At 57.0% G+C, this 21,420-nt stretch carries 21 protein-coding genes; 11 read left to right on the top strand and 10 right to left on the bottom strand.

Going from position 1 to position 21,420, the window contains the following annotated elements; translation table 11 throughout:
• The first annotated feature begins 4 nt into the window (after positions 1–4).
• Both mrdA and rodA read left to right on the top strand, forming a co-directional pair.
• On the top strand, positions 5–1,858 hold the full coding sequence (mrdA, locus tag FIV46_RS15785) for a penicillin-binding protein 2 (protein ID WP_219846160.1): 1,854 nt from the start codon (positions 5–7) through the stop codon (positions 1,856–1,858).
• Positions 1,858–3,006 (top strand): rod shape-determining protein RodA, encoded by a 1,149-nt coding sequence (rodA, locus tag FIV46_RS15780; RefSeq protein WP_139941888.1) that lies wholly within the window; start codon positions 1,858–1,860, stop codon positions 3,004–3,006. Before mrdA ends, rodA begins: the two co-directional genes overlap by 1 nt.
• Before the next feature lie 325 nt (positions 3,007–3,331).
• Here rodA and FIV46_RS15775 read toward each other — a convergent pair whose 3' ends face one another.
• Genes FIV46_RS15775 through wecB form a run of 3 tightly spaced genes read right to left on the bottom strand, consistent with a single transcriptional unit; the run spans position 3,332 to position 5,853 of the window.
• A complete protein-coding gene (locus FIV46_RS15775) occupies positions 3,332–3,910 on the bottom strand; it encodes a DNA-3-methyladenine glycosylase I (protein ID WP_139941887.1) in 579 nt (192 codons plus the stop codon).
• Complete coding sequence (gene ygfZ / locus FIV46_RS15770; protein ID WP_139941886.1) at positions 3,894–4,733, bottom strand: CAF17-like 4Fe-4S cluster assembly/insertion protein YgfZ; 840 nt, start codon at positions 4,731–4,733, stop codon at positions 3,894–3,896. Before ygfZ ends, FIV46_RS15775 begins: the two co-directional genes overlap by 17 nt.
• A complete protein-coding gene (gene wecB, locus FIV46_RS15765) occupies positions 4,708–5,853 on the bottom strand; it encodes a non-hydrolyzing UDP-N-acetylglucosamine 2-epimerase (RefSeq protein WP_139941885.1) in 1,146 nt (381 codons plus the stop codon). Before wecB ends, ygfZ begins: the two co-directional genes overlap by 26 nt.
• 163 nt (positions 5,854–6,016) lie before the next feature.
• On the opposite strand from wecB, the gene FIV46_RS15760 reads away from it, so the two are divergent.
• Positions 6,017–7,345: a dihydroorotase gene (locus tag FIV46_RS15760; protein WP_139941884.1), complete on the top strand. Its 1,329-nt coding sequence runs from the start codon at positions 6,017–6,019 to the stop codon at positions 7,343–7,345.
• 9 nt (positions 7,346–7,354) lie between these two features.
• Here the strand turns inward: FIV46_RS15760 and FIV46_RS15755 are convergent, their stop codons facing one another.
• From FIV46_RS15755 to FIV46_RS18130, 4 genes are read right to left on the bottom strand one after another with little or no spacing between them, the layout of a single operon-like run.
• Positions 7,355–7,981 carry a DUF938 domain-containing protein gene (locus FIV46_RS15755; RefSeq protein WP_139941883.1) on the bottom strand — a complete coding sequence of 209 codons (627 nt, stop codon included), beginning with the start codon at positions 7,979–7,981 and terminating at the stop codon, positions 7,355–7,357.
• 56 nt (positions 7,982–8,037) lie between these two features.
• A complete protein-coding gene (locus tag FIV46_RS15750) occupies positions 8,038–9,207 on the bottom strand; it encodes a mechanosensitive ion channel family protein (protein WP_139941882.1) in 1,170 nt (389 codons plus the stop codon).
• Positions 9,208–9,211: 4 nt separating this feature from the next.
• On the bottom strand, positions 9,212–11,425 hold the full coding sequence (locus tag FIV46_RS15745; protein ID WP_181163269.1) for a VanZ family protein: 2,214 nt from the start codon (positions 11,423–11,425) through the stop codon (positions 9,212–9,214).
• A 40-nt stretch (positions 11,426–11,465) separates the two neighbouring features.
• Positions 11,466–12,467: a right-handed parallel beta-helix repeat-containing protein gene (locus FIV46_RS18130; RefSeq protein ID WP_181163268.1), complete on the bottom strand. Its 1,002-nt coding sequence runs from the start codon at positions 12,465–12,467 to the stop codon at positions 11,466–11,468.
• A 161-nt stretch (positions 12,468–12,628) separates the two neighbouring features.
• On the opposite strand from FIV46_RS18130, the gene FIV46_RS15740 reads away from it, so the two are divergent.
• The 4 genes from FIV46_RS15740 (at position 12,629) to FIV46_RS15725 (ending at position 16,324) form a co-directional block, all read left to right on the top strand.
• A complete protein-coding gene (locus FIV46_RS15740) occupies positions 12,629–13,660 on the top strand; it encodes an NAD(P)/FAD-dependent oxidoreductase (RefSeq protein WP_139941880.1) in 1,032 nt (343 codons plus the stop codon).
• A 172-nt stretch (positions 13,661–13,832) separates the two neighbouring features.
• Entirely contained in the window at positions 13,833–14,246 is a 414-nt protein-coding gene (locus FIV46_RS15735; protein ID WP_139941879.1) for a PepSY domain-containing protein, read from the top strand.
• On the top strand, positions 14,243–14,926 hold the full coding sequence (locus FIV46_RS15730) for a response regulator transcription factor (RefSeq protein ID WP_139941878.1): 684 nt from the start codon (positions 14,243–14,245) through the stop codon (positions 14,924–14,926). The genes FIV46_RS15735 and FIV46_RS15730 overlap by 4 nt, the downstream gene beginning before the upstream one ends.
• A gap of 84 nt (positions 14,927–15,010) precedes the next feature.
• Positions 15,011–16,324: an ATP-binding protein gene (locus FIV46_RS15725; protein WP_139941877.1), complete on the top strand. Its 1,314-nt coding sequence runs from the start codon at positions 15,011–15,013 to the stop codon at positions 16,322–16,324.
• A gap of 231 nt (positions 16,325–16,555) precedes the next feature.
• Here the strand turns inward: FIV46_RS15725 and FIV46_RS15720 are convergent, their stop codons facing one another.
• Positions 16,556–16,903 (bottom strand): DUF423 domain-containing protein, encoded by a 348-nt coding sequence (locus FIV46_RS15720; protein ID WP_181163267.1) that lies wholly within the window; start codon positions 16,901–16,903, stop codon positions 16,556–16,558.
• A gap of 64 nt (positions 16,904–16,967) precedes the next feature.
• Positions 16,968–17,492: a BamJ family beta-barrel-assembly machinery protein gene (bamJ, locus tag FIV46_RS15715; RefSeq protein ID WP_139941875.1), complete on the bottom strand. Its 525-nt coding sequence runs from the start codon at positions 17,490–17,492 to the stop codon at positions 16,968–16,970.
• 375 nt (positions 17,493–17,867) lie between these two features.
• Here bamJ and FIV46_RS15710 point away from each other — a divergent pair, with 375 nt between their 5' ends.
• From FIV46_RS15710 to FIV46_RS15695, 4 genes are all read left to right on the top strand, one after another.
• The gene (locus tag FIV46_RS15710; RefSeq protein WP_139941874.1) at positions 17,868–18,989 is read left to right on the top strand and encodes an inositol-3-phosphate synthase; all 1,122 of its coding nucleotides are present in this window, start codon (positions 17,868–17,870) and stop codon (positions 18,987–18,989) included.
• Positions 18,986–19,702, top strand: coding sequence for a phosphocholine cytidylyltransferase family protein (locus tag FIV46_RS15705; RefSeq protein ID WP_139941873.1), 717 nt, complete (start codon positions 18,986–18,988; stop codon positions 19,700–19,702). Before FIV46_RS15710 ends, FIV46_RS15705 begins: the two co-directional genes overlap by 4 nt.
• Positions 19,703–19,836: 134 nt before the next feature.
• On the top strand, positions 19,837–20,445 hold the full coding sequence (locus FIV46_RS15700) for a P-loop NTPase family protein (RefSeq protein WP_139941872.1): 609 nt from the start codon (positions 19,837–19,839) through the stop codon (positions 20,443–20,445).
• A 97-nt stretch (positions 20,446–20,542) separates the two neighbouring features.
• Positions 20,543–21,022, top strand: coding sequence for a DUF6998 domain-containing protein (locus tag FIV46_RS15695; RefSeq protein WP_139941871.1), 480 nt, complete (start codon positions 20,543–20,545; stop codon positions 21,020–21,022).
• Between the two features lie 12 nt (positions 21,023–21,034).
• On the opposite strand, the gene FIV46_RS15690 is transcribed toward FIV46_RS15695, so the two are convergent.
• Positions 21,035–21,355 (bottom strand): chorismate mutase, encoded by a 321-nt coding sequence (locus FIV46_RS15690; RefSeq protein ID WP_139941870.1) that lies wholly within the window; start codon positions 21,353–21,355, stop codon positions 21,035–21,037.
• Positions 21,356–21,420: the final 65 nt, after the last annotated feature.

Genomic DNA, 21,420 nt, shown 5'->3' with positions numbered 1-21,420 from the left:
TAGATTGTCCCAGTCAGACGACCTCAAGTATAAAGTCTATACCCGCCGGGCAAGCATCATTGCCGGCGGCATGATGGTGCTGTCGTCAGCGCTGATCGGACGGATGTATTATCTGCAGGTGGTCGGGCGCAGCCAGTACGAGCTTCTGGCCGACGAGAACCGGATCAGCCTGCGGTTGCTGCAACCGGAACGGGGCAAGATCCTGGACCGCTACGGCGAGCTGCTGGCCGGGAACAGGGTTGATTATCGGGTTAACCTGATCCCTGAACAGGCGGATAACGTGGAAGCCACCCTGGCAGCCTTGTCTGAACTGGTGACACTGTCCGACCGGGACTATAAACGCATCCTCAAAGCCATCAAAAGGCAGCGCTCGTTCCTGCCGGTGGCGGTGGCGCAGAACCTGGACTGGGAAACCTTTGCCAACGTTAATGTGAATATTCCGGACCTGCCCGGCATCCAGCCCGATGTGGGGACAACCCGCTTTTACCCCGAAAAGGGGTATCTTGCCCATCTGGTGGGATATGTGGGATCGGTCAGCGAAAAGGACCTGGGCCGTTCCGAAGATCCCCTGCTTGAACTGCCCGGCTTCAAGATCGGCAAGAACGGCATGGAGCGGGAACTGGAAAGCCGTCTGCGCGGTCAGGCCGGCAACAGCAGGGTCGAGGTCAATGCGCTTGGACGTGTTATCCGGGAACTTTCCCGCCAGGACAGCGCGCCCGGCGAGGACGTGCAGCTGACCATTGATCTGGAGCTTCAGAAATTTGCGGCGGAACGGGTGCGTGACCAGAGTGCCGCCGTCGTGGTGATGGATGTGCATAACGGGGACATTCTGGCCAGTGCCTCGACACCGTCCTACGATCCCAATGATTTTAATTTCGGGATCAGCCAGAAAAAATGGGATGAACTGAGGAACGATATCCGTCATCCGCTGGTCAATAAGGCCGTTTCCGGCGCTTATCCGCCGGGCTCCACTTTTAAGATGGTGGTGGCGCTGGCGGCACTGGAAGCCGGTGTCATCGACGACACGGAAGAAATTTTCTGCAACGGTAAATACAAGCTTGGCAACCATACCTTCCATTGCTGGAAAAAATACGGCCATGGCAAGGTTGATCTGGAGCATGCCATTGCCGGCTCCTGCGATGTTTATTTTTACGAAGTGGCGGGCCGGGTCGGCATCGACAAGATTCAGGAAGTCGCACACCGGTTTGGCCTGGGCAAAAGTTTTGATATCGGCATCCCGGGCGAAGTCGACGGCCTGATCCCCGGCAAGGGCTGGAAGTTTGCCACCCAGGGCGTCAAATGGCAGGGCGGTGATACCGCCAATGCGGGGATCGGCCAGGGGTATGTGCTGACGACGCCGATCCAGCTTGCTGTCATGACGTCCAGAATGGTCAATGGCGGCTATGCCGTGAACCCCCGGATTATCATGCCGTCGCAAAATGATACGCCGGTGCCCCCTGAAAAAATCCCGGTATCCCGGGCGCATCTTGAATTGGTCAAAAAGGGCATGTCGATGGTGGTCAATGACCCCAAGGGAACGGCCCATTATTATATTCACCACAGCAAGACCTATTCCATGGGAGGAAAGACCGGCACCAGTCAGGTGCGCCGGATCAGCAAGGCAGAACGGGATGAAGGTATACGCAAGTATGACGAAAAGCCCTGGATTGAACGGGAGCATGCCCTGTTTGTGGGATATGGTCCGGTCGAAGCGCCGCGCTATGCCGTATCCGTCCTGGTGGAACACGGCGGCGGCGGTGCCTCTTCTGCATCGCCCATTGCAGGTGATGTCATGCGCTATCTGCAGGAGAAAGACCGCAGGAAGCGGGATCTGCAACAAGGGGAGAGACACGCCTGATGCTTGCCCTTGCCCAGAACAGCCGCCGCAACAGGAAGTCCCTGTTCCAGAAAATATCTGAACTCAACTGGCTGATTGTCGCCGTTGTCGTCGCCATTGCCTGTATCGGTTTTGCCCTTTTGTATTCGGTGGCCGGCGGCCATTTTGATCCCTGGGCGAAAAACCAGATGATCAGGTTCGGGATCGGCCTGACCTGCATGCTGGTGATTGCCCTGGTCGATCTCAGGATCTGGATGTTCCTGGCCTATCCTCTTTATTTCCTGTCGTTGTTGCTGTTGCTGGCAGTGGACATCATGGGCCACACCGGCATGGGGGCGCAACGCTGGCTGAATATTGGCTTTATGAATGTCCAGCCGTCGGAATTCATGAAGATCGCTTTGGTTCTGGCCCTGGCCAGGTATTTCCATTGCCTGTCCAATGAGGACCAGGCCAGCTATAAGAGCCTGCTGATCCCGGTGCTGCTGATCGCCATGCCGGCGTTTTTCGTTCTTCGTCAGCCGGATCTGGGAACAACGCTGCTGATCGCCTTTGGCGGGGTGGCCATTCTATTTGCCGCCGGGGTTCGTATGTGGATCTTCATTGCCGGCCTGATCGCCATGATTCCGGCGGCGATCGGCGCCTGGAATTTCCTCAAACCCTACCAGAAGGACAGGGTGCTGACCTTCCTTGACCCGGAACGGGATCCGCTCGGGGCGGGGTACCATATCATCCAGTCGAAGATCGCCTTCGGTTCGGGCGGCCTGTACGGCAAGGGGTTTGTGCAGGGGACCCAGAGCCAGCTTAATTTCCTGCCGGAGAAACAGACCGACTTTATCTTTACGGTGCTGTCGGAGGAATTCGGCCTGATGGGCGGACTGGCGTTGTTGTTCCTCTATCTCACCCTGCTGGCCTACGCTATTCTGGTGAGCATGAGTGTGCGCAGCCAGTTTGGTCGCCTGCTGGCGCTTGGCATGGCGGTAACATTTTTCCTCTACGTCTTTATCAACATCGCCATGGTCATGGGAATGCTGCCCGTGGTAGGCGTGCCCCTGCCGCTGGTGTCCTACGGCGGTTCCGCCATGCTTACCCTTTTGATTGGGCTCGGTTTTGTGCTCTGTGTGGCCATTCACAGGGACACGATGATCTCGCGCGGCGGTGCATTTGCCTGACAATCACAACCTGGGATAGCGGCCTAGTATCAATGGATTAGTCTGCATTAGGCATTGCCTGTTAACCATTTATTAACTATTATATTGACGCTTTCGCGGACAGGTTACGGGCAGAATAACGAACTCCGGGAGCAGACTGTATTTTACCGGGGAAAACACTATGTCAACACATCCAATTGAGATCAGGGAATCCGAATTCGGAGGATCCTCCAGATTTCGGATCAAACGGTCACAAATCGCCAGGGAATTTGGTAAAGCCTTCCTGCTTGGGGCGGCTCTTTGCCTCGTGATGATTCTTCTGTCTTTGTGAGTTAAATATAAGCCATCAAAGCCGCATAACCTCCTGATGCCTATAGCAGGAGGTTATGTGGTCGTTGACCATGCCGACGGCCTGCATGAAGGCGTAGCAGATGGTCGGACCACAGAACCCAAATCCCATTTTTTTCAGGGCCTTGCTCATATGCTCGGATTCCGGGGAGGTAGCCGGCACGTCGCCGTCTCCGCTCCAGTGGTTGTGCAGCGGTTTTCCATTGGTGAAGCTCCACAGCAGCGCGCTGAAGGCGCCTTCTTTTTCAGCTTCAATTTCCAGGTACAGCTTTGCATTCTTGATGGTGGAGAGAATTTTCTGGCGATTGCGGATGATGCCGGAATCGTTCATGAGCCGGTCGATGTCCGCCTCGCCGTAGGCGGCGATCTTCACCGGATCGAAACTGTCAAAAGCGTCGAGGAATTTGTCCCGCCGGCGCAGGATGGTGATCCAGCTCAGGCCCGCCTGAAAGCCGTCGAGAATCAGTTTTTCAAACAGGGCCCGGGAGTCGTAAACCGGCACACCCCATTCCTCGTCATGATAGGCGCAATACTGGGGATCGTCCCCGGGCCAGCGGCATCTAGTTGGCGTCGACATGTTCTTCCACCTTCATCCAGTCCGGTTTCCAGGGGGTGACTTCGGCTTGCCCGCAGGTATAGCTCTGAGAGAAGTCCAGTTTTTCCAGTTTGACATAGGCCATGGCCCGCTTGTCAATGCCGGACCGCAATATACCGATTTCCTGGCCCTCCCGGTTCAGGACCGGGCTGTCAGGGGCGGGCAGGGGGCCGCTGACGGTGACCGGGACAAAACGGCGGCGGATCTTGCCGCGATGTTTGGTCCGGGCGGTGATTTCCTGGCCCACATAACAGCCCTTGTCAAAATCAACCCCGTGCAATTCTTCCATATTGCCCTCCAGCGCCAGGGATTTATCAATGATGAAATCATCCGCTCCCTCGGCAATGCCCAGGGCCAGGCGCTTCCGGTCATAGTCCGCTTTCCCGGGTGAGAGGCAGTCTTCCGGCAGGTCCTCAACGACGGCCCGGTAACCGAGCGCCGGGAGGCGCGGGTCCTGGAAACAGGCGAGGGTACCTTCCAGCGGGCTGTCCAGGGACAGGATTTTCAGCCGGTCGGTTTCGTCGCTGATCTCCACTTCGGCCCGTAGTTTGTACATCATCAGTTTCCGCAACAGCTCCGCCGCGCGGTCCTTTTCGCAATCCAGATAGACAACATCAGCCGCGGCATAGAGGAAGAAATCGAACAGATATTTACCCTGCGGAGTCAGCAGCGCCGCATAGAGCGCGCCTCCATCACTGATCCGCCGGACGTTGCTGGTGATCAAACCCTGCAGGAAGGTCAGCCTGTCCTTGCCGGTGAGACTGAAGACCTGCCTGTTTTCAAGGTGATAGAGAGCTGTCGTCATGGGGTATTTTCTGTCCTGTCACGATTTGTTCCAGCCTGGCGCTGATAATCCGGCCGGCCCGGCCCTCGCCAAAAGGAGCCGGCGCCGTGCACATGTCAATATAATGATCCCGGTCATGGATTAACAAGGAAAGTTCGGAAAATATTTTCTCGGGATCATAGCCGGCCAGCCGCAAGCAGCCGCTTGCCACGCCTTCCTGTCGCTCGGTCTTGTCCCGGAGCACAATGACCGGCACGTCAAGGGCCGGGGCTTCCTCCTGTATGCCGCCGGAATCGGACAGAATGGCGAAGGCTTTCTTCATCAGGGGAACAAAATCCGGATAGTCGAGCGGCGGCAGCAGCCGGATGTTTCCTTGTCCGCCCAGATGATGGGACAGGAGCCTGCGGATGGCGGGGTTAGGATGCAGGGTCACGATAAAGTCATAGCCCGCGTGGGATTCCGCAAAATTACGCAAGGCGCGGACGATAGTGATCAGTTTTTCGCCCTGCACTTCGCGCCGGTGCAGCGTCACCAGGATATAGGGACGAGAAACGGCTTTGGTTTCCAGAGGTCGCGGCGACCTGCTCAGCATGTCCAGCACCGCGTCAATGGAGGTATTGCCGCTGAGGAAGATCTGCCCGGAGGAAATATCTTCCCGAAGCAGGGTCGCGCGGTTTTCCGGGGTCGGGCAGAAGTGCCATGTCCCCATCCGGCTGATCAGCTGGCGATAGAGTTCTTCCGGGAAAGGGGAGAGCAGGTCGCGGGTCCTGAGGCCCGCTTCCACGTGGCAGACGGGGATGTCTTGAAGACATGCCGCCATGGCACCGGCCAGGGCGCTGGCGGTATCGCCCTGGACCACAACCAGCTCGGGGCCAAGCTGTTCAAGCAGGATGGCCAGTTGGCGGAGGATATTCTGCAACAGTCCCAACTGGCCCGACGTCCCGGCCTCCCGGGTCAGGACGAATTCCGGGGTCACATCCAGGACCCGGGGCAGGTTCTGCACCAGGCTGTCGTGCTGGCCGGTGAGGCACAGAAACGGAGTAACCGCAGGCCGGTCGCGCAGGTTCCGATAGACGGGGGCCAGTTTGATCAGTTCCGGCCGGGTTCCGGCGCACAGCAAAATCCGATGAGTTTCCTGCATGGTTCACTCAGATAAAAATTGATTAAATTGCCGGGAGAATCCTAAGGAACCCTTATTGTTTTCCCCCAATAATATTATTCACTTAGATACTGAAAACAGACAGGAATTGTGCCACACTGGGCTCACGCCGAACCAGTATAACCGAGCCGAAAGGATTTATCCAGTGACCCTAGATCTTCTGATCCGCAACGCTGTATGTGTGTCCCACAACGGAATCGAACCGGCCGATGTGGCTGTCAGGGACGGTATCATCGTGGCCATTGGACACCTTGGAAATGTCGAGGCAGAGGAAGTGCTGAACGCCAACGGACTGCATCTGTTCCCGGGCGTGATCGACAGCCAGGTGCATTTTCGCGAACCCGGTGCCGAGCAGAAAGAAGACCTGGAAAGCGGCAGCCGGGCGGCGGTGATGGGCGGCGTGACCGCGGTTTTTGAGATGCCGAATACCAAGCCGGGGACCACTACTGTCAAGGCGCTGAAAGACAAAATCAGCCGGGCCACCGATCGCATGTGGTGTGATTTCGCTTTTTATGTGGGGGCCACTTCGGCCAATGCCGCCCGTATCGCCAGTCTGGAAAAGCAACCGGGCTGCGCCGGCATCAAGATCTTCATGGGTTCTTCGACCGGGGACCTGCTGGTGTCGGATGATGAGTCCCTGGAGAAGGTTCTTGCCAATGGCTTCCGCCGCATCGCCATCCATGCCGAGGATGAGGAGCGCCTGGTTGAGCGCAAGGAAGTGGCGGAACATGGCGGCGTGTCCCAGCATCCCATCTGGCGTGATGAGGAAACGGCGATCCGCGCCACCGAGCGCATCCTGCGCATCGCCCGCAAGACCGGACGGCGTATCCATGTGCTGCATGTGACGACCGAGGATGAAATGGCCATTCTCGCCGCCAACAAGGATATCGCCACCGTGGAAGCCACGCCGCAGCATCTGACCCTGTCGGCGCCGGAGTGTTACGAGGACCTGGGGACCTTTGCCCAGATGAACCCGCCGATCCGGGATGAACGCCATCGCCAGGGGCTGTGGAAAGCCCTGAGTGTGGGGATTGTGGACGTGATCGGTTCCGATCACGCGCCCCATGAGAAGGAAATGAAGGCACTGGACTATCCACTGAGCCCATCCGGCATGCCCGGCGTGCAGACCCTGGTGCCGCTGATGATTGACCATGTCAACAAGGGCAACCTGTCGCTGGAACGCTTCATGGACCTGACCAGCGCCGGCCCGGCCCGGATTTTCAATATCGCCGGCAAGGGACGGCTGGCGGTGGGCTATGATGCGGACTTCACCATCGTCGATCTGAAAAAGAAATGGGTCATTACCGAAGACTGGCTGCAGAGCAAATGCGGCTGGAGTCCCTTCACCGACCGCCAGCTGATCGGCAAGCCTGTGGGCACTTTCGTGCGCGGTAGCAAGGTCATGTGGGAAGGGGCCCTGGCCGAGCAAGCGACCGGGCAACCGATCCGCTTTCAGGAAACGCTTGGCGGCTAGTTCAGGCGGTTAATTCTTTTCGAAGATCACCGACAGGTTGTTGGCAGGCATATCCACGGTCCGCAGCAGGGTGAGGCCGTTCTTTTCCGCTTCCGCCACCACATCTTCCAGGTTACGCACGCCCCATTCGGGATTTCTTTCCTTCAGGCTGCGGTCGAAGGCCTCGTTGCTGGGGGCGGTATGTTCACCGTTTTCCTTGTAGGGGCCATAGAGATAAAGAATGCCGCCTTTGGGCAGGATGCGTCCGGCCCCCCGCATCAGGCTTTCTGTCGCTTCCCATGGGGAAATATGAATCATATTGATGCAGACGATGGAGGTAATCGGCTGTTCCGGCGGCGTGGTTTCCACCGGCCAGGGATCATCGCGGACGTCAAGGTTGAGTGGCGGCAGGATATTGTTGAGCTGCACGTCCCACCACCAGCCCTGGATACTGTGCCGGCAAGCGCGGTCCGGATCGCTCGGCTGCCACAGGAGCGGCGTCAGGCTGCCGGTGAAATGAATGGCATGTTCGCCCGTGCCGCTGGCGATTTCCAGAACCGTCCCTTCGCGCGGCAGTGTTACCTTGAGGACATCCAGAATTGGATCCCGGTTGCGCGCCGCGGCCGGTGACGACAGTTTTTCTCTGACATTACCCATAAATACTAAACCCCTTATCAGGAGTCTGGATATATCAGCCAGATATTTACAAAAAATTAACTTCGGGAACCTTCGGGGCTTTTGGGGCTGTCCTGTCCCTCCGGCACCTGGAATAGTTCGGCGCCTTCCGGCAGGGTTTCCAGATAGACCGACTGGCTCGGGAAGGCGAAACTGGTGCCGTTGCCCTCTACGATGTTCTTGATCTCAAAGGCCAGGGCTTCCTTTATTTTCAGCCATTCGCCCCAGTTTGTCGTCCGGGTAAAGCAATAGAGCATCAGGTCGATGGAGCTGTCGTTGAAGCTGTCCACGTTAACAAAGGTGGACACTTCTTCCGGGCTGGCGAAATCTTCGTTCTGCGTCACATAGTCGAAGATCTGCTGGCGCACGTTCTTAAGCTGTTCAACGGAAGTGCCGTACACCAGGCCGATTTTCCAGTAAATCCGGCGATGGGTCATGCGGGAGAAGTTGATGACTGCGCTGTCGGCCAGCTTGGCGTTGGGGACATAGACCGGCGCCTTGTCAAACTGGCGGACCATGGTGGTGCGAAACCCGATATGCTCCACCGTGCCTTCGACCACGCCTTCGATCTTGATCCAGTCTCCCGGGTGAAAGCGCTGTTCGCCGATGATAAACAGGCCGGCGATCAGGTTTTTGAACAGGTCCTGGGCGCCCAGCGCCACGGCGACGCCGAACAGGCCGAGCCCGGCGATCAGCGGCGCCACCTCGATGCCCCAGGTTTCCAGGATGGCGGCGACGCCGAGGAAAATGATCAGGCCTTTCAGGGCCTTGACCATCCACTCCACCATACTGATGGAGAAAATCGTGCGCAGCCGGCGGATGGTAAAGCTGAGCGGGGTGACCAGCATGTACAGGGCCCAGAAGATATTGAAGGTGATCAGGGACCGGTTCAGCATCAGGGCGCCCTGCGCCAGGGTGCCGCTCAGGTCCAGCAGTTCGGTCGCGGCAAAGACGCCAATGACCACCGGGATGAACCGCAGCGGACCGTCCAGTGCCTCAATGACTTCATCATCCACGTCGCTTTCCGTGCGCCGGGTCAGGGCCTCCAGCCGGTTGATGACAAAACGGCTGAACAGTCCCCTGAGCACCAGGGCGGCGAACAGAACCAGCAGGGCGGCGATGATATGGCCGACGTCCACGCCATAAACGCCCTTTTGCCAGACGTCGACGACCAGGTTGATGAACTCGTTGAAAGACTCTTTATCCATAGCGTTATTTTGCCTCTGCGGATGTTGGCTGCATTGCCCCGGATGTCAGTTTGATTCCCCATGCCAGGGAGAAAGTGCCGCCGAGATAGACAATCGTCCACCTGAGAAACAGGACCCATGGCGGCAGCAGTATTTTTCTATCAGGCCCGAGCAGAAAATCAACACCCGAGAAGGTCTGGCCGTATTTGTGAATTTCGCTTTCCAGTCCCAGGTTGAGGCAGAACCAAGCCAGCACCAGAGCGGCCAGGGTAATGCCGCCCTTGACCAGGGGACCGCGGCCGAGCCGGACCAGAAGGATGACATTCAGGCACATGATCAGCAGCAGCAGATAAAGGAACAGGCTCCAGACGCCGTCCTGGCGGATCAGTTCATTGAGATTGTCGGTGGTGGACCAGTCAAAGGTGATGAATTTGGCCAGCACCAGCAGGGGCAGGCAGTAAAGGCCGAATTCCAGCACCGTCAGCAAGAACAGTTTCAGTTTGTTACGCCGGTCATGGATGGCGAATTTTTCCGGCACGTCAAAGCCCATGTGAAAGATTGCCAGCCAGGCGCTGAGCGGGAAGAACAGGCAGACAAAACGGACGATCTGTTCCGCCTGGCTGATCAGGCCCGGCGCCTTCAGGGTCGAGAACAGCCAGACGCCGAAATCCCCCCAGGCGCCGCGCAGCATCACATCGCGGTTCAGGGTCTGCGCCCCCATGATATCCTGCAGGCTGTCTTCGGTGACGCTGATTTTCAGCAGCAGCAGGTTGATCAGCAGGGCGCCAACCACCAAGGCCGGGAAGACCAGATATTGTTTGCGGCCGAACCTCAGGCTCAGCCGGCTGATCAGGGGGACGGCCATGCCGAACCAGAGAATACCGAGCGCGAAGGGAAAGATGGTGATCACATAGCCGTCAAGCAGGAACAGTTCCCTGACGTTATAGGGAATCCCCGGCAATTCCAGCACCATGGTGATCGCGCCGGTCAGCAGCAAGGTGGTCAGAAAGATTTTGATCACCAGCGGCCGCATTCCCCGGGCCTCCGGCGTGTCGGGCTGAGGGGCAGGGGGTTCAGCGGCACTTTCCACAGCGTCGGCGGTTTGCTGCGCCGTGGCGGGCAGGTTCTGCTGGAGAATGCGGTGGTACCACAGCATCAGCAGCGCAATCAGCGGGTTGGTGACCTCCGCATAGTGATGGGGATTGAAAAGCTGCAGCAACTCGCTGCCGCCGGTCAGCAGCAGCAACAGGCCGGCGCATTTCCGGTAGCTGAACTGCATATCCCGCATCAGCAGGACCAGGGCGCCATAGTAAAAAAGCCGTGACGACAGGGTAGCAAGGTTGGACAGCAGGTCGCCGCCCAGAAAACCGACAAAGGGGATCAACATGAACCCCCGTCCGATCGAGGGGCTGAAGTCAAGCGGAGTAAGGTCCTTATACAACAGGCAGCCGACCACCAGCCAGGCGAGCAGCTTTTCCGGCCGCGCCAGGCTTCTGAGGCCAATATACCAGACCAGAATGGCCAGGAGGCCAGCCAGGAGTTCATCCAGCGACAGATAGTTGCGGGTGATGAAGACCCGCGCCAGCAGGGACAGGAAAAACACCAGCGGTAGGCCGTGATTTTTCAGGACAGGGCGGGAGAATACCCGCCGCCCGAGCCAGGCGAACAGCAGCCAGCCGGCAAAATAGAGCAGGAAATAGTTGATCTCGACGCCGTCGGCAAAAAATATTGGCTTCAGGCTGTTTTTGATTTCCTGCAGGTCGATGGTCGGCACGAAGGGGGCAAACAAAAAGATCGCGTACAGCAGCAGCAGGCTGGCCGGCATAAGTTTTTCCGCTTCCAGGTGGACCTCAGGTATATGCCTGCGGCCCAGGCGAAAGGCCCAAAGGCCGAGGAAAATGCCAACTGTATTCCACAGGATATCAGACATTTCCGGGACCCGTTGAGGGATCATGATTTGCAGGAATTGCAGGGCGGCGGCGAGGAAGAATCCGCCAAGGATCAGCCAGGTCCGGGCGGCGGTCTTATTGCGTTTGTTTGCACAGAGAGCTTCGCCGAAAAAGCCGAACGGCAGGAACAGGGCGATGTTGCCAAGGATGTCGCCGAGGCTGCCGAAGCGGTGCCAGGTGGCGAAGAAAGCCTCGAGGCCGGCGCCGGTCCAGCGGCCGGGTTCAAAGCTGAACGGGAAGACAGAGCCGTAAATAATCGCCAGAACGAAGAACCAGAAAATATTGCGCACGGTCCTGAGTATCCCCTTTTTTGTCCGTTGTCGCCAGCCCCTATTGCAGCCACTTCCTGATCTTATACAGGAGATTGTCGAAAAAGTCAGATACCTCGACGTCACGGTCGCTTTCGCCGGAAATATTTTCCAGCTGGTTGTTCTGCAGTTCCGGGTCCATAAGGCTGTGATTGCGCAGCAGGATCCGGCCACTGCCTTCCGCCCGGGCGACCACATTGCGGATGGTCAGGCTGTTGCCGTCCTGCTTTTTATTTTCCGCACCGAAGCTGATCAGGGCATTGTTTTCGCTGGCTTTTTTCTTGATCAGCGTGCAGTTTTCAACCAGGGCTTCACCGCCGTTGGGAAAATCGATCAGATAACTGGCGGCATGCTCGTCGGTGTCGGAAATGATGTTTTGCCGGAGGATGTTTTTTCTGGCCCGGCTTTTTACATTATGCCCGGTCAGGGCGCCGTAAATGACGCTGTCTTCCAGCAGAAAGCTGGCGATGGCGCCGACATAAACGTTATGGGACAGTTTCCCGGTGCGGTAGTAATCCTGGGCATTGTTGAAGATTTCAGAATCCCGGATCACCAGTTCCGCCTCTTTAACGTTGTTGGTCAGGATCCCCATCTCATTGTCGTGGACCTTAAGCTGTTCCAGGGTCAAGTGTCGGCCCTGCTGGCGGATGGCGGCGCCGTTGCGGTCCGGCACCCGGGCGCCGGAAAGTTCCAGGTTGCGGAGGATCACATTGTCGCCGTCGATCACCCAGATGGCCTTGCGGTTTTTGATAACCTGTGGGGCAGTGATCCGGGGCGCTGTCCCCAGGCCGATAATTTTCAGGTTATTCTGGGAAATGACGGCTTCCTGGTCGGGATAGAGCCCTTCGTCGATGAAAATCACATCATTGTCTTTGGCCGCTGCGAGGGCCGCGGCAGGGGTTTGATAGTCCCGGGCCGGTCCCACATACAGAATGGCGGCGCTGGCGGCGGAAACGCCCATCACAAGCAGGCCGCACGCAAATGCAGCCAGCCGGAATGTCTGGAATCGGGTTACAGGTCGCATGATTTACCCCCTGCCGCTCGCCAACCTTTTGGCCACTGTACCTCGTCTACTCTTTTACACTGGTTTTTGGGTGCATGACAAAGTAAAATCGGAATATCGATTGTTCCAGTTTGTACCATAGTTGCACGCGTCACCGTCACAGATAATAAGGGAGCCTGTGCATGGGAGAAGGAACATTAAAAACAGATATGGTGATTATCGGCGCCGGTCCGGTCGGCCTGTTCTCGGTTTTCGAGGCCGGGCTGCTGGGCATGCAGTGCCATCTGATTGATAACCTGGACCGGCCCGGCGGCCAGTGCACCGAACTGTACCCGGAAAAGCCCATTTACGATATTCCGTCCCGCCCCCGGGTCACCGGACAGGAACTGATTGACGACCTGGTGGAGCAATGCGCGCCTTTTGAGCCCGTGTTTCACCTGCGCCAGCAGGCTTCCTCCCTGACCCGCCTGGATGAGGGGCGCTGGTGCATTACCACCAGTCAGGATGTCAGGATTTCCGCGCCGGTGGTGGTGGTGGCCGGTGGTGCCGGCAGTTTTGTGCCGAAGAAGCCGCCCTTCAGGGACCTGGACCGCTTTGAAGAGCGGTCGGTGTGCTATGCGGTCCATCGCATGGAACATTTCAGGGGGGAGCGGCTGGTTATTGTCGGCGGCGGCGATTCTGCCCTCGACTGGGTGATGAACCTGCAGCCGGTGGCGCAGAAAATTACCCTGGTGCACCGGCGGCCGGAATTCAGGGGTTCCCCGGATTCCGCCCTCAGGGTCCGGCAGATGGCCGAAGAGGGGCTGATAGACCTGGCTATCGGCAATGTCTGTGAACTGGAGGGGAGCAACGGGCAGCTGGAACGGGTGAGAATCAAGACAAGGGAAGGGCAGGAGCTGCAGGTTTCCTGTGATTACCTGCTGCCCTTCCTCGGGTTGAAAATCAGCCTCGGCCCCATCGCTCACTGGGGCCTTAACCTGGCCAAGAATAACGTGGAGGTCGATCCCGCCACCTTCATGACCGATACGGACGGGATTTTCGCGGTGGGCGACGTCTGTGTCTATCCGGGCAAGCTGAAACTGATTCTGACCGGATTCTACGAAGCGGCGGTCATGGCCCATGCCGCTTTCAAGCATGCCTGCCCTGACAAAAAGATGGCCGGCGGCTATACCACGACCAATTCAGTTTTGCAGGACCGGCTGGGGGTCCGTTAGGTTGATCGGAAGAAATATAAGTATTGGCTTTTCAGTATCCGGAAGCTCGTATATCTTGGTTCCGAATTATCAAGTCAAACCAAGCGGTTGTCCTGTATTCATCTTGGATTAAGACGAGCCGGCCTATAAGGTGTGTATGAGTATCGGAAAAATTGGCAGAATTGCAATTTTAGTGTCTTTGCTGGGTATGGCCGGGGCCGGGCATAGCCATGCCTTCTCACCCTCGGGCACGGCGATGGCCCAGAACACCATCATCCAGAACGCCCCGCCGCAAAGGCGCCAGCCCAGCGTCATGCAACGCATGAAACCGGCCGGCAACCGCGAGGCGCGCCCCTTTTCCGGCCACGACCGGGTGCAACAGGCCATGCAGCGGGGAGAAATCGTCTCCCTGCGCCAAATCCGCCAGACAATCAGGCAATCCTATCCGGGCCGCATTGTGGACGTGCAGCTCCTGGAGCTGAATAGCCGGGCCGTGCCCTATCTTTATGTGGTCAAGGTCCTGACCGAGGACGGTCGGGTTCTTGATGTTACCCTTAACGCCAGGGACGCAGCTGTACTGCGGGTCCAGGGGAGAGGAAGACGATGAGACTGTTGCTTGTGGAAGATGATCAGGATCTGTCCCGCCAGATGAAAACGGTGCTGGAGGACGGCGGATATGCCGTGGATTGCTCTTTTGACGGCGAAGATGCCCATTTCCTTGGGGAAACGGAAAGTTATGATGCCATCATCCTGGACCTCGGGCTTCCGGTGATGGATGGATTGAGTGTCCTGAAAAAATGGCGCGCCCACGGGATCGAGGTGCCGGTGCTGATCCTGACGGCCCGGGACGAGTGGTCAGAGAAAGTGGCCGGCCTGGATGCCGGGGCGGATGACTATGTCACCAAGCCGTTCAAGGTGGAGGAAGTCCTGGCCCGGGTCCGGGCCCTGATCCGCCGCTCCGCCGGCAAGGCCTCGCCGGAACTGAACTGCGGCCCGGTGTCGCTGAATACCAACAACAGCCGGGTTACCGTGAACGGCACGCCGGTCAAACTGACGGCGCAGGAATACAAGCTTTTGTCCTATATGATGCATCACCCCGAGAAGGTGATTTCCAGGACGGAACTGACCGAGCATATTTATGACCAGGATTTCGACCGGGATTCCAACACCATCGAGGTGTTTGTCACCCGGATCCGCAAGAAGCTGGGGGTGAATATCCTGAAAACCATTCGGGGTATGGGCTATCAGCTTCTGGACCCGGAAGAAGAGGCGGCAAAAGAGGGGTAGGGGACCATAGAAGATTCTTCCGCAGGCAACAGGCAAAACAAGTCACTCTGGTTTCGGCTGCTGATCGTTTCCGGTGTCTGGACTGTGCTTGCGCTGGTGATCGGCGGATATGTCCTGTCCCTGACTTTTCGCGGCATCATCGAACAGAATCTGGATGACCGCCTCAGCAGCATGATGGACAGCCTGATCGGGGTCAGCGGCATTGAGTTTGATGAGGACCTGGGGCTGTACCGCGCCTTGTCCGAGCCCCGCTTTGAACAACCCTATTCCGGCTGGTACTGGCAGATTTCTGCCAAAGCATCCGAACCCTACCGGTCCCGCTCCCTGTGGGATGAAAGCCTGAAGCCTGACCTGGCGATGGATGCCTCGCGGGCGGTGTTTTATGACACCACCGGGCCGGAGGACCAGTCGCTCAGGGCGATAGATCGCGATATTACCATGCCCGGGTCCGATACGGTGTTTCGCTATACCGTGGCCATTGACAGATATGAACTGGAGGCCCAGTCGGCCCAGTTCGACAAGATTCTGTTCTGGTCACTGGGCATATTGGGCGCCGGGCTCATTGCCGCCTCCCTGCTGCAGCAGTTTTTCGGCCTGCAGCCGCTCCGCAAGATCCACAATTCCCTGGGCCGTATCCGGCGCGGGGAAGACAGTCGCCTGCCGCGTGATTTTCCCTCGGAAATCCAGCCGATGGCCGATGAACTGAATGCCCTGCTCGATTACAACGATGAAGTTATCGAACGATCCCGCACCCAGGTGGGAAACCTGGCTCATGCTCTGAAGACGCCGCTGGCCATCCTTCTCAATGAGGCCGGCCTGCAGAAGGATAGCAGTCTGTCGGCGCTGGTCGTCCGGCAGGCCAATGCCATGCGCCGGCACGTGGATCATTATCTGCGTCGCGCCCGGGCCGCAGCCAGCGTCAAGGTGATCAGCAGCCGGACCGAGGTCCTGCCGGTGCTCAGGGACCTGAGCCGGGCGATGGGCGTGATTTACCGGGACAAGGACTTTGAGCTGGAAGGCGAGGGAGAAGAGAAGGAACTGGTGTTCAGGGGCGAGAGGCAGGACCTGGAGGAAATTATCGGCAACCTTCTGGAGAATGCGGGGAAATGGGCCAAAAAGTCGGTGATCAGCCGGTGCCGGCGGGACGGGGATATGCTGCATATTGAAATCGCAGATGACGGTCCCGGCATTGACCCGGCCGCCCGTGAAGCGGTTTTTGCCCGCGGCGAACGCCTGGATGAAGCGACGCCGGGCAGCGGCCTCGGCCTGTCCATCGTTCAGGACCTGGTATCTCTCTATGGTGGGGAGATCAGCCTTGAAGACGGGCCGGAGGACGCCGCGGGTGAGGGGGCGCGCGGCCTGTCCGTCAAAATAACCCTGCCGGCGGCAGTTTTTTAATTTCCCGGTTATCGTTCATAGTCGGTTCAGTTTCGCCGGGCTATAGTGATTTCAAGTTCAGCGGCTGGTCCTGAAAAAAAGACCGAAAGGTTTTCCCGGGGCCGGACGTATAAGGATAAAACCCGGCGTTAAAAAAGCCAGGTTTCCGAGATAGACGGTCCCGGAACTTTATGTAGCAAAATCCCCTCCCCCACATCTTGTGCATGATGCACTCCGGGACCGTCTAAACCTTCACTTCGAATTATTGTTACCACCAATACAGATCACCGACAGGGCCAGCAGCAGCCAGCCTGCCATCAGGAAAGTGCCGCCGATCGGGATCAGGAAAGACAGGCTGTAGGGATCGTTGAAGGCTCGCGCATACAGATTGCCGCTGAACAGGGCGATGCCGATCAGGAAAAACAGCGCGCTGAGGCGCGGGATCATGTCCTTGCAGGCCGACTGTTTCAGGGAAAAGAGGCTTAAGCTGAGCAGGGCGAGGCTGTGCCATATGTGATACTGGCTGGCGAGGGAGAAGAAATCGGGGCCCCCTGGGATCATTTTGGGGGCCAGGATATGGCTGCCGGCGGCTCCGAGCATTACAGCCAGAAACCCGTTCAGGGCTGCGAGAACGAAAAAGAGCCGCCAGAAGGTCATCAGCGGGTCAGTTGACGCGGATCAGTTCAACGGTGAAGATCAGGTCTTCGTTCGGGCCGATCACGCCGCCGGCGCCGCGCGGGCCGTAGGCCAGCTCGGACGGAATGAAGAATTTATACTTGCCGCCTTCTTTCATCAGCTGCAGGCCTTCGGTCCAGCCCCGGATCACCTGGTTGAGCGGGAAACTGAGCGGCGTGCCCCGGTCATAGGAACTGTCGAATTTGGTGCCGTCGGTCAGAGTGCCTTCATAATGAACGGTCACGGTATCGGTTGCCTTGGGGCTCTTGCCGGTGCCTTCCAGCAGGACTCTATATTGCAATCCGCTCTCAGTGACGATTATCCCCGGTTTGTCTTTATTTTCTTCAAGAAAGCTTTTGGACTCAGACACTTGTTCTTCCTTTTCACTTTGTGGTGTAGCTTGATCATCGGAGCTCTGGTCACTTTCTGAACAACCGCTGATGGTGGCGGCCAACATTAATACTGTCGCTAGTTTGAGTACTGCGGAAAGTGAGGCAGTGAGATTCAAGGTCATCCCGTAACTCCGTTATTCTTTCAGTTATGTTAAAAACTTATCCCCTATAGCGCAAAAGAACTCCACATCCAAGGTGTAATATGGAAAGTTGCGGCGACAGGTGATGTAACGGTTACACGGGATTTGTGGCTTGAGACGCCACATTGATGACACTATCTGATGGCGATATGGCCATAACTGAAAAGGGCCTTTAAGTATAACACCCTATGTAACAGTTATATTGTTGTTGGGTTACAGTTATGTGATATATGTAGTGTCGGATTTTCGGGCCTTTTTTCTGATGGATTTCCAAGGGATTTAGAGGCCTTTTTTAATTTGAAATTTTCATAAATATTCTGAAATAAACAAGACTAAAGACAAGATAAGGTGACAAAAATGTCTAAGATCAAGATTGCCATTGCCGGTATCGGTAACTGCACAAGTTCCCTGGTCCAGGGAATTTACTATTACACACCCGAGCGCGCCGGTGAAAAAGTTCCCGGCCTGATGCACTGGGAAGTTGGCGGCTACCGTCCGTGCGATATCGAAGTGGTTGCCGCTTTTGACGTGGACAAGCGCAAGGTCGGCAAGGACGTCAATGACGCTATCTTTGAAAAGCCGAACTGCACCACCGTGTTCCATCGCGACCTGCCGAAAAGCGGCACCATCGTGAAAATGGGCAAGATCCTGGACGGCGTTTCCCCGCACATGGCCAATTATGACGAAAACCGCACCTTCATTGTGGCCGACGTGGAAGAAGGCACCAAGGAAAGCATCGTACAGGAGCTGAAGGACAGCGGCGCTGAAATCCTGCTCAACTACATGCCGGTTGGGTCCGAAGAAGCTGCCAAATTCTATGCCGAATGCGCGCTCGAAGCCGGTATCGGTTTCATCAACAACATGCCGGTCTTCATCGCTTCCAACCCGGAATGGGCGAAGAAATTCGAAGACGCCAACCTGCCGATCGTCGGCGACGACATCAAGGCCCAGCTGGGCGCCACCATTACCCACCGGACGCTGACCGACCTGTTCGCCAAGCGTGGTGTGGTTCTGGACCGCACTTACCAGCTGAACACCGGCGGTAACACCGACTTCCTGAACATGAAAAACCAGGATCGTCTGGCTTCCAAGAAAGAGTCCAAAACCGAAGCCGTGCAGGCTGTGGCCGGTGCCCGCCTGGCAGACGAAAACATCCACGTTGGCCCGTCCGACTATATTCCGTGGCAGAACGACAACAAAGTCTGCTTCCTGCGCATGGAAGGCGACCTGTTCGGCGGCGTACCCATGAACCTGGAACTGCGCCTGTCCGTGGAAGACAGCCCGAACTCCGCCGGTGTGGCGATTGACATGATCCGCTGCTGCAAACTGGCGCTGGACAACAACGAAGGCGGTATCCTGACCGCGGCTTCCGCTTACTTCTGTAAGCACCCGCCGGTTCAGTTCACCGACGACCAGGCTTATGAGATGACTGAAAAGTTCATCGCTGAGCGCACCGGTCTGAAGAGTGCTGCCGAGTGAAACTCCTGATTGTTGCTGCCGGTCAGGGCAGCAGGCTTCGCGAGAAGGGGGAAAGCAAACCGCTCATTGAGCTGGTCGGCGTTCCCCTGATCGAGCGGGTCATTACCAATGCCGTCAAGGGAGGCATCAACGATATCTATGTTGTCACCGGATATCGTGGGACCAAGGTCCGGGCCTTCCTTGATAAACTTGCCGAACGGGACAGCCTGTCCATCACGCACATTGTGAATGAGGAATGGCAGCGCCCGAACGGCCTTTCTGTCTATGCCGCCAAGGATTATATTGACGGCGATTTCGTCCTCACCATGTGCGATCATCTGGTCGATCCGGAAATTTTCCGCGATCTGGCCGCGGCCGAGCATGAGCCGGGCACGGTCACTCTGTGCGTCGATTACAAGATCGACAATCCGATCATCGATCTGGACGATGTGACCCGGGTCAAATGCACGCCCGGCAAAATCGAAAATATCGGCAAGGTCATCCGCGATTATAACGCTTTTGATACCGGCATTTTCTATTGCACCCCGGCCATGTTCGACGCGCTCGAGCAGAGTGCGCGGGAAGGGGATGAAAGCATCTCCGGCGCCATGAATGTGCTGGGCGCCCAGGGTCGGGCCCGCACCTTCGACATCGGCGACAAGCTGTGGCTCGATGTGGATGATCCCATGGCTTACGGCAAGGCGATCGTGCTGGTTAACGACGGCAAGCTGTAAAGATTATAAATACTCAGGGTTTGAAAAGGCCGGGCGGCAGCGTCCGGTCTTTTTTTGTTTGCCGAAATAAATTTGAGTTAAGAGGTGAGGCATGCTAGAGGAGTAGCCCCTTTTTTCTCAGGGGGATGGAGACCATGGCCAATATCGAAATATCCGATCTTCCACAACGCCGCATCAATGTGGTCGGCACCAGCGGGACGGGCAAGTCCACCTTCGCCGCCCGGCTCGCCGAGCGCTTGGGCGTGCCCTATCTCCAGATGGATACGCTCTACTGGAAACCCGACTGGACCCCTTCCACAGACGAGGAATTCTTTCCCAGGCTCGAGGTGGCCCTGCAGCAGGAGCAATGGGTGCTGGATGGTAATTTCACCATCACCAACGAACTCAAATGGTCCTATGCCCGGCTGGTGATCTGGCTGGATTTCCCCTTTTTGCTGGTGATGTGGCGGGCGACGCGGCGGGCGCTCTCTCGGGCTGTCTCAGGCGAAGAGGTGTGGCCGGGCTCCGGCAATGTAGAGACCTTCTCCCGCCTGTTCAGCAGGGAGTCCGTGCTGTGGTGGACGTTGAAAACCTTTTACCTCAACCGGCGGAAATATGCAGCGCTGATGCAGTCGCCGCCCTATGATCACCTGCAGTTTGTCCGCTTGCGCTCGCCAAAGGAAGCCGAGCGGTTCCTGGAGGCATGTTCCTTGCAGGCTCGTGGGAATGACCCCAAGGAGGCTCCGCTAATTCAGGACAGCTAACATTTGATCCGGTTCTTCATCTTCTGTAAAGGGAATATGGTATATCATATTCCCGTAATGAGGGCATTTTCGGTTAACTAAGAGGATATCGGATCAGATGGGACCGGATGACGCATTCTGGGAAGACGGTGAATGGGTAAGCTGGGACGAGATTCACCAGCAAATCCAGTATAAGGAATGGCGGGCAAAATGGCCGAATGCTGACCTGTCACTGGTTCCGGTTTTTGAAGACCTTATTTCTGTGGCGGAAGATTATTTCCTTGCTACCGGCAGGCATTTGCAGGTTTACGGCGATATTGGCGAGCTGTATGCCGCGATAACCTACGGTATCCGGCTGCACAAGAATTTTGCCCAGGGCTCGGACGGCCGCCTGGGCAATGATCATATTGAAGTAAAAACCATAGCGCCGATGAATACCAAGGATCAGACCTCCGTGAAACTGAGCGGGCATTTCAACAAGCTTCTGGTGGTGAATATTTCCGAGGAGTTTGAGATATCTTCCCGCATGATTGACCGGGCTAGTCTGCCGAAAACTTCCGGAAACATTCTGAAAATCCGCTGGGATGATCTGGCCTGATCAGGCGATCTTCTATTCCCCTTCCGCCTCGCGGATCTGCTCGTGGTGGCGGATCACTTCCTTGATGATGAAGTTAAGGAATTTCTCGGAGAAATCCGGATCCAGGTTGGCGTCCTCGGCGAGCCGGCGCAGCCGTTCGATCTGGCGCTGTTCCCGGTCCTTGTCGGCCGGCGGCAGGTCGTATTTGGCTTTATATTCGCCGACTTTCTGGGTGATCTTGAAGCGTTCGGCCAGCATATAGACCAGGGCGGCATCAATATTGTCGATGCTTTCCCTAAAAGACGTCAGTTGGTCTTTCAGTTCCTGTTCGTCGGGCCGGTTGTCGCTGCTCATTCAATCACTCCCATAATATGCCGGTGGCGCGGCGGTCGGACGGACTTTAGCAGAAAATAGTTGAA

It is taken from the genome of Emcibacter nanhaiensis, assembly GCF_006385175.1.
GTDB classification, from domain to species: Bacteria; Pseudomonadota; Alphaproteobacteria; order Sphingomonadales; family Emcibacteraceae; genus Emcibacter; species Emcibacter nanhaiensis.
This window is presented reverse-complemented; position numbering and strand designations above follow the sequence as displayed.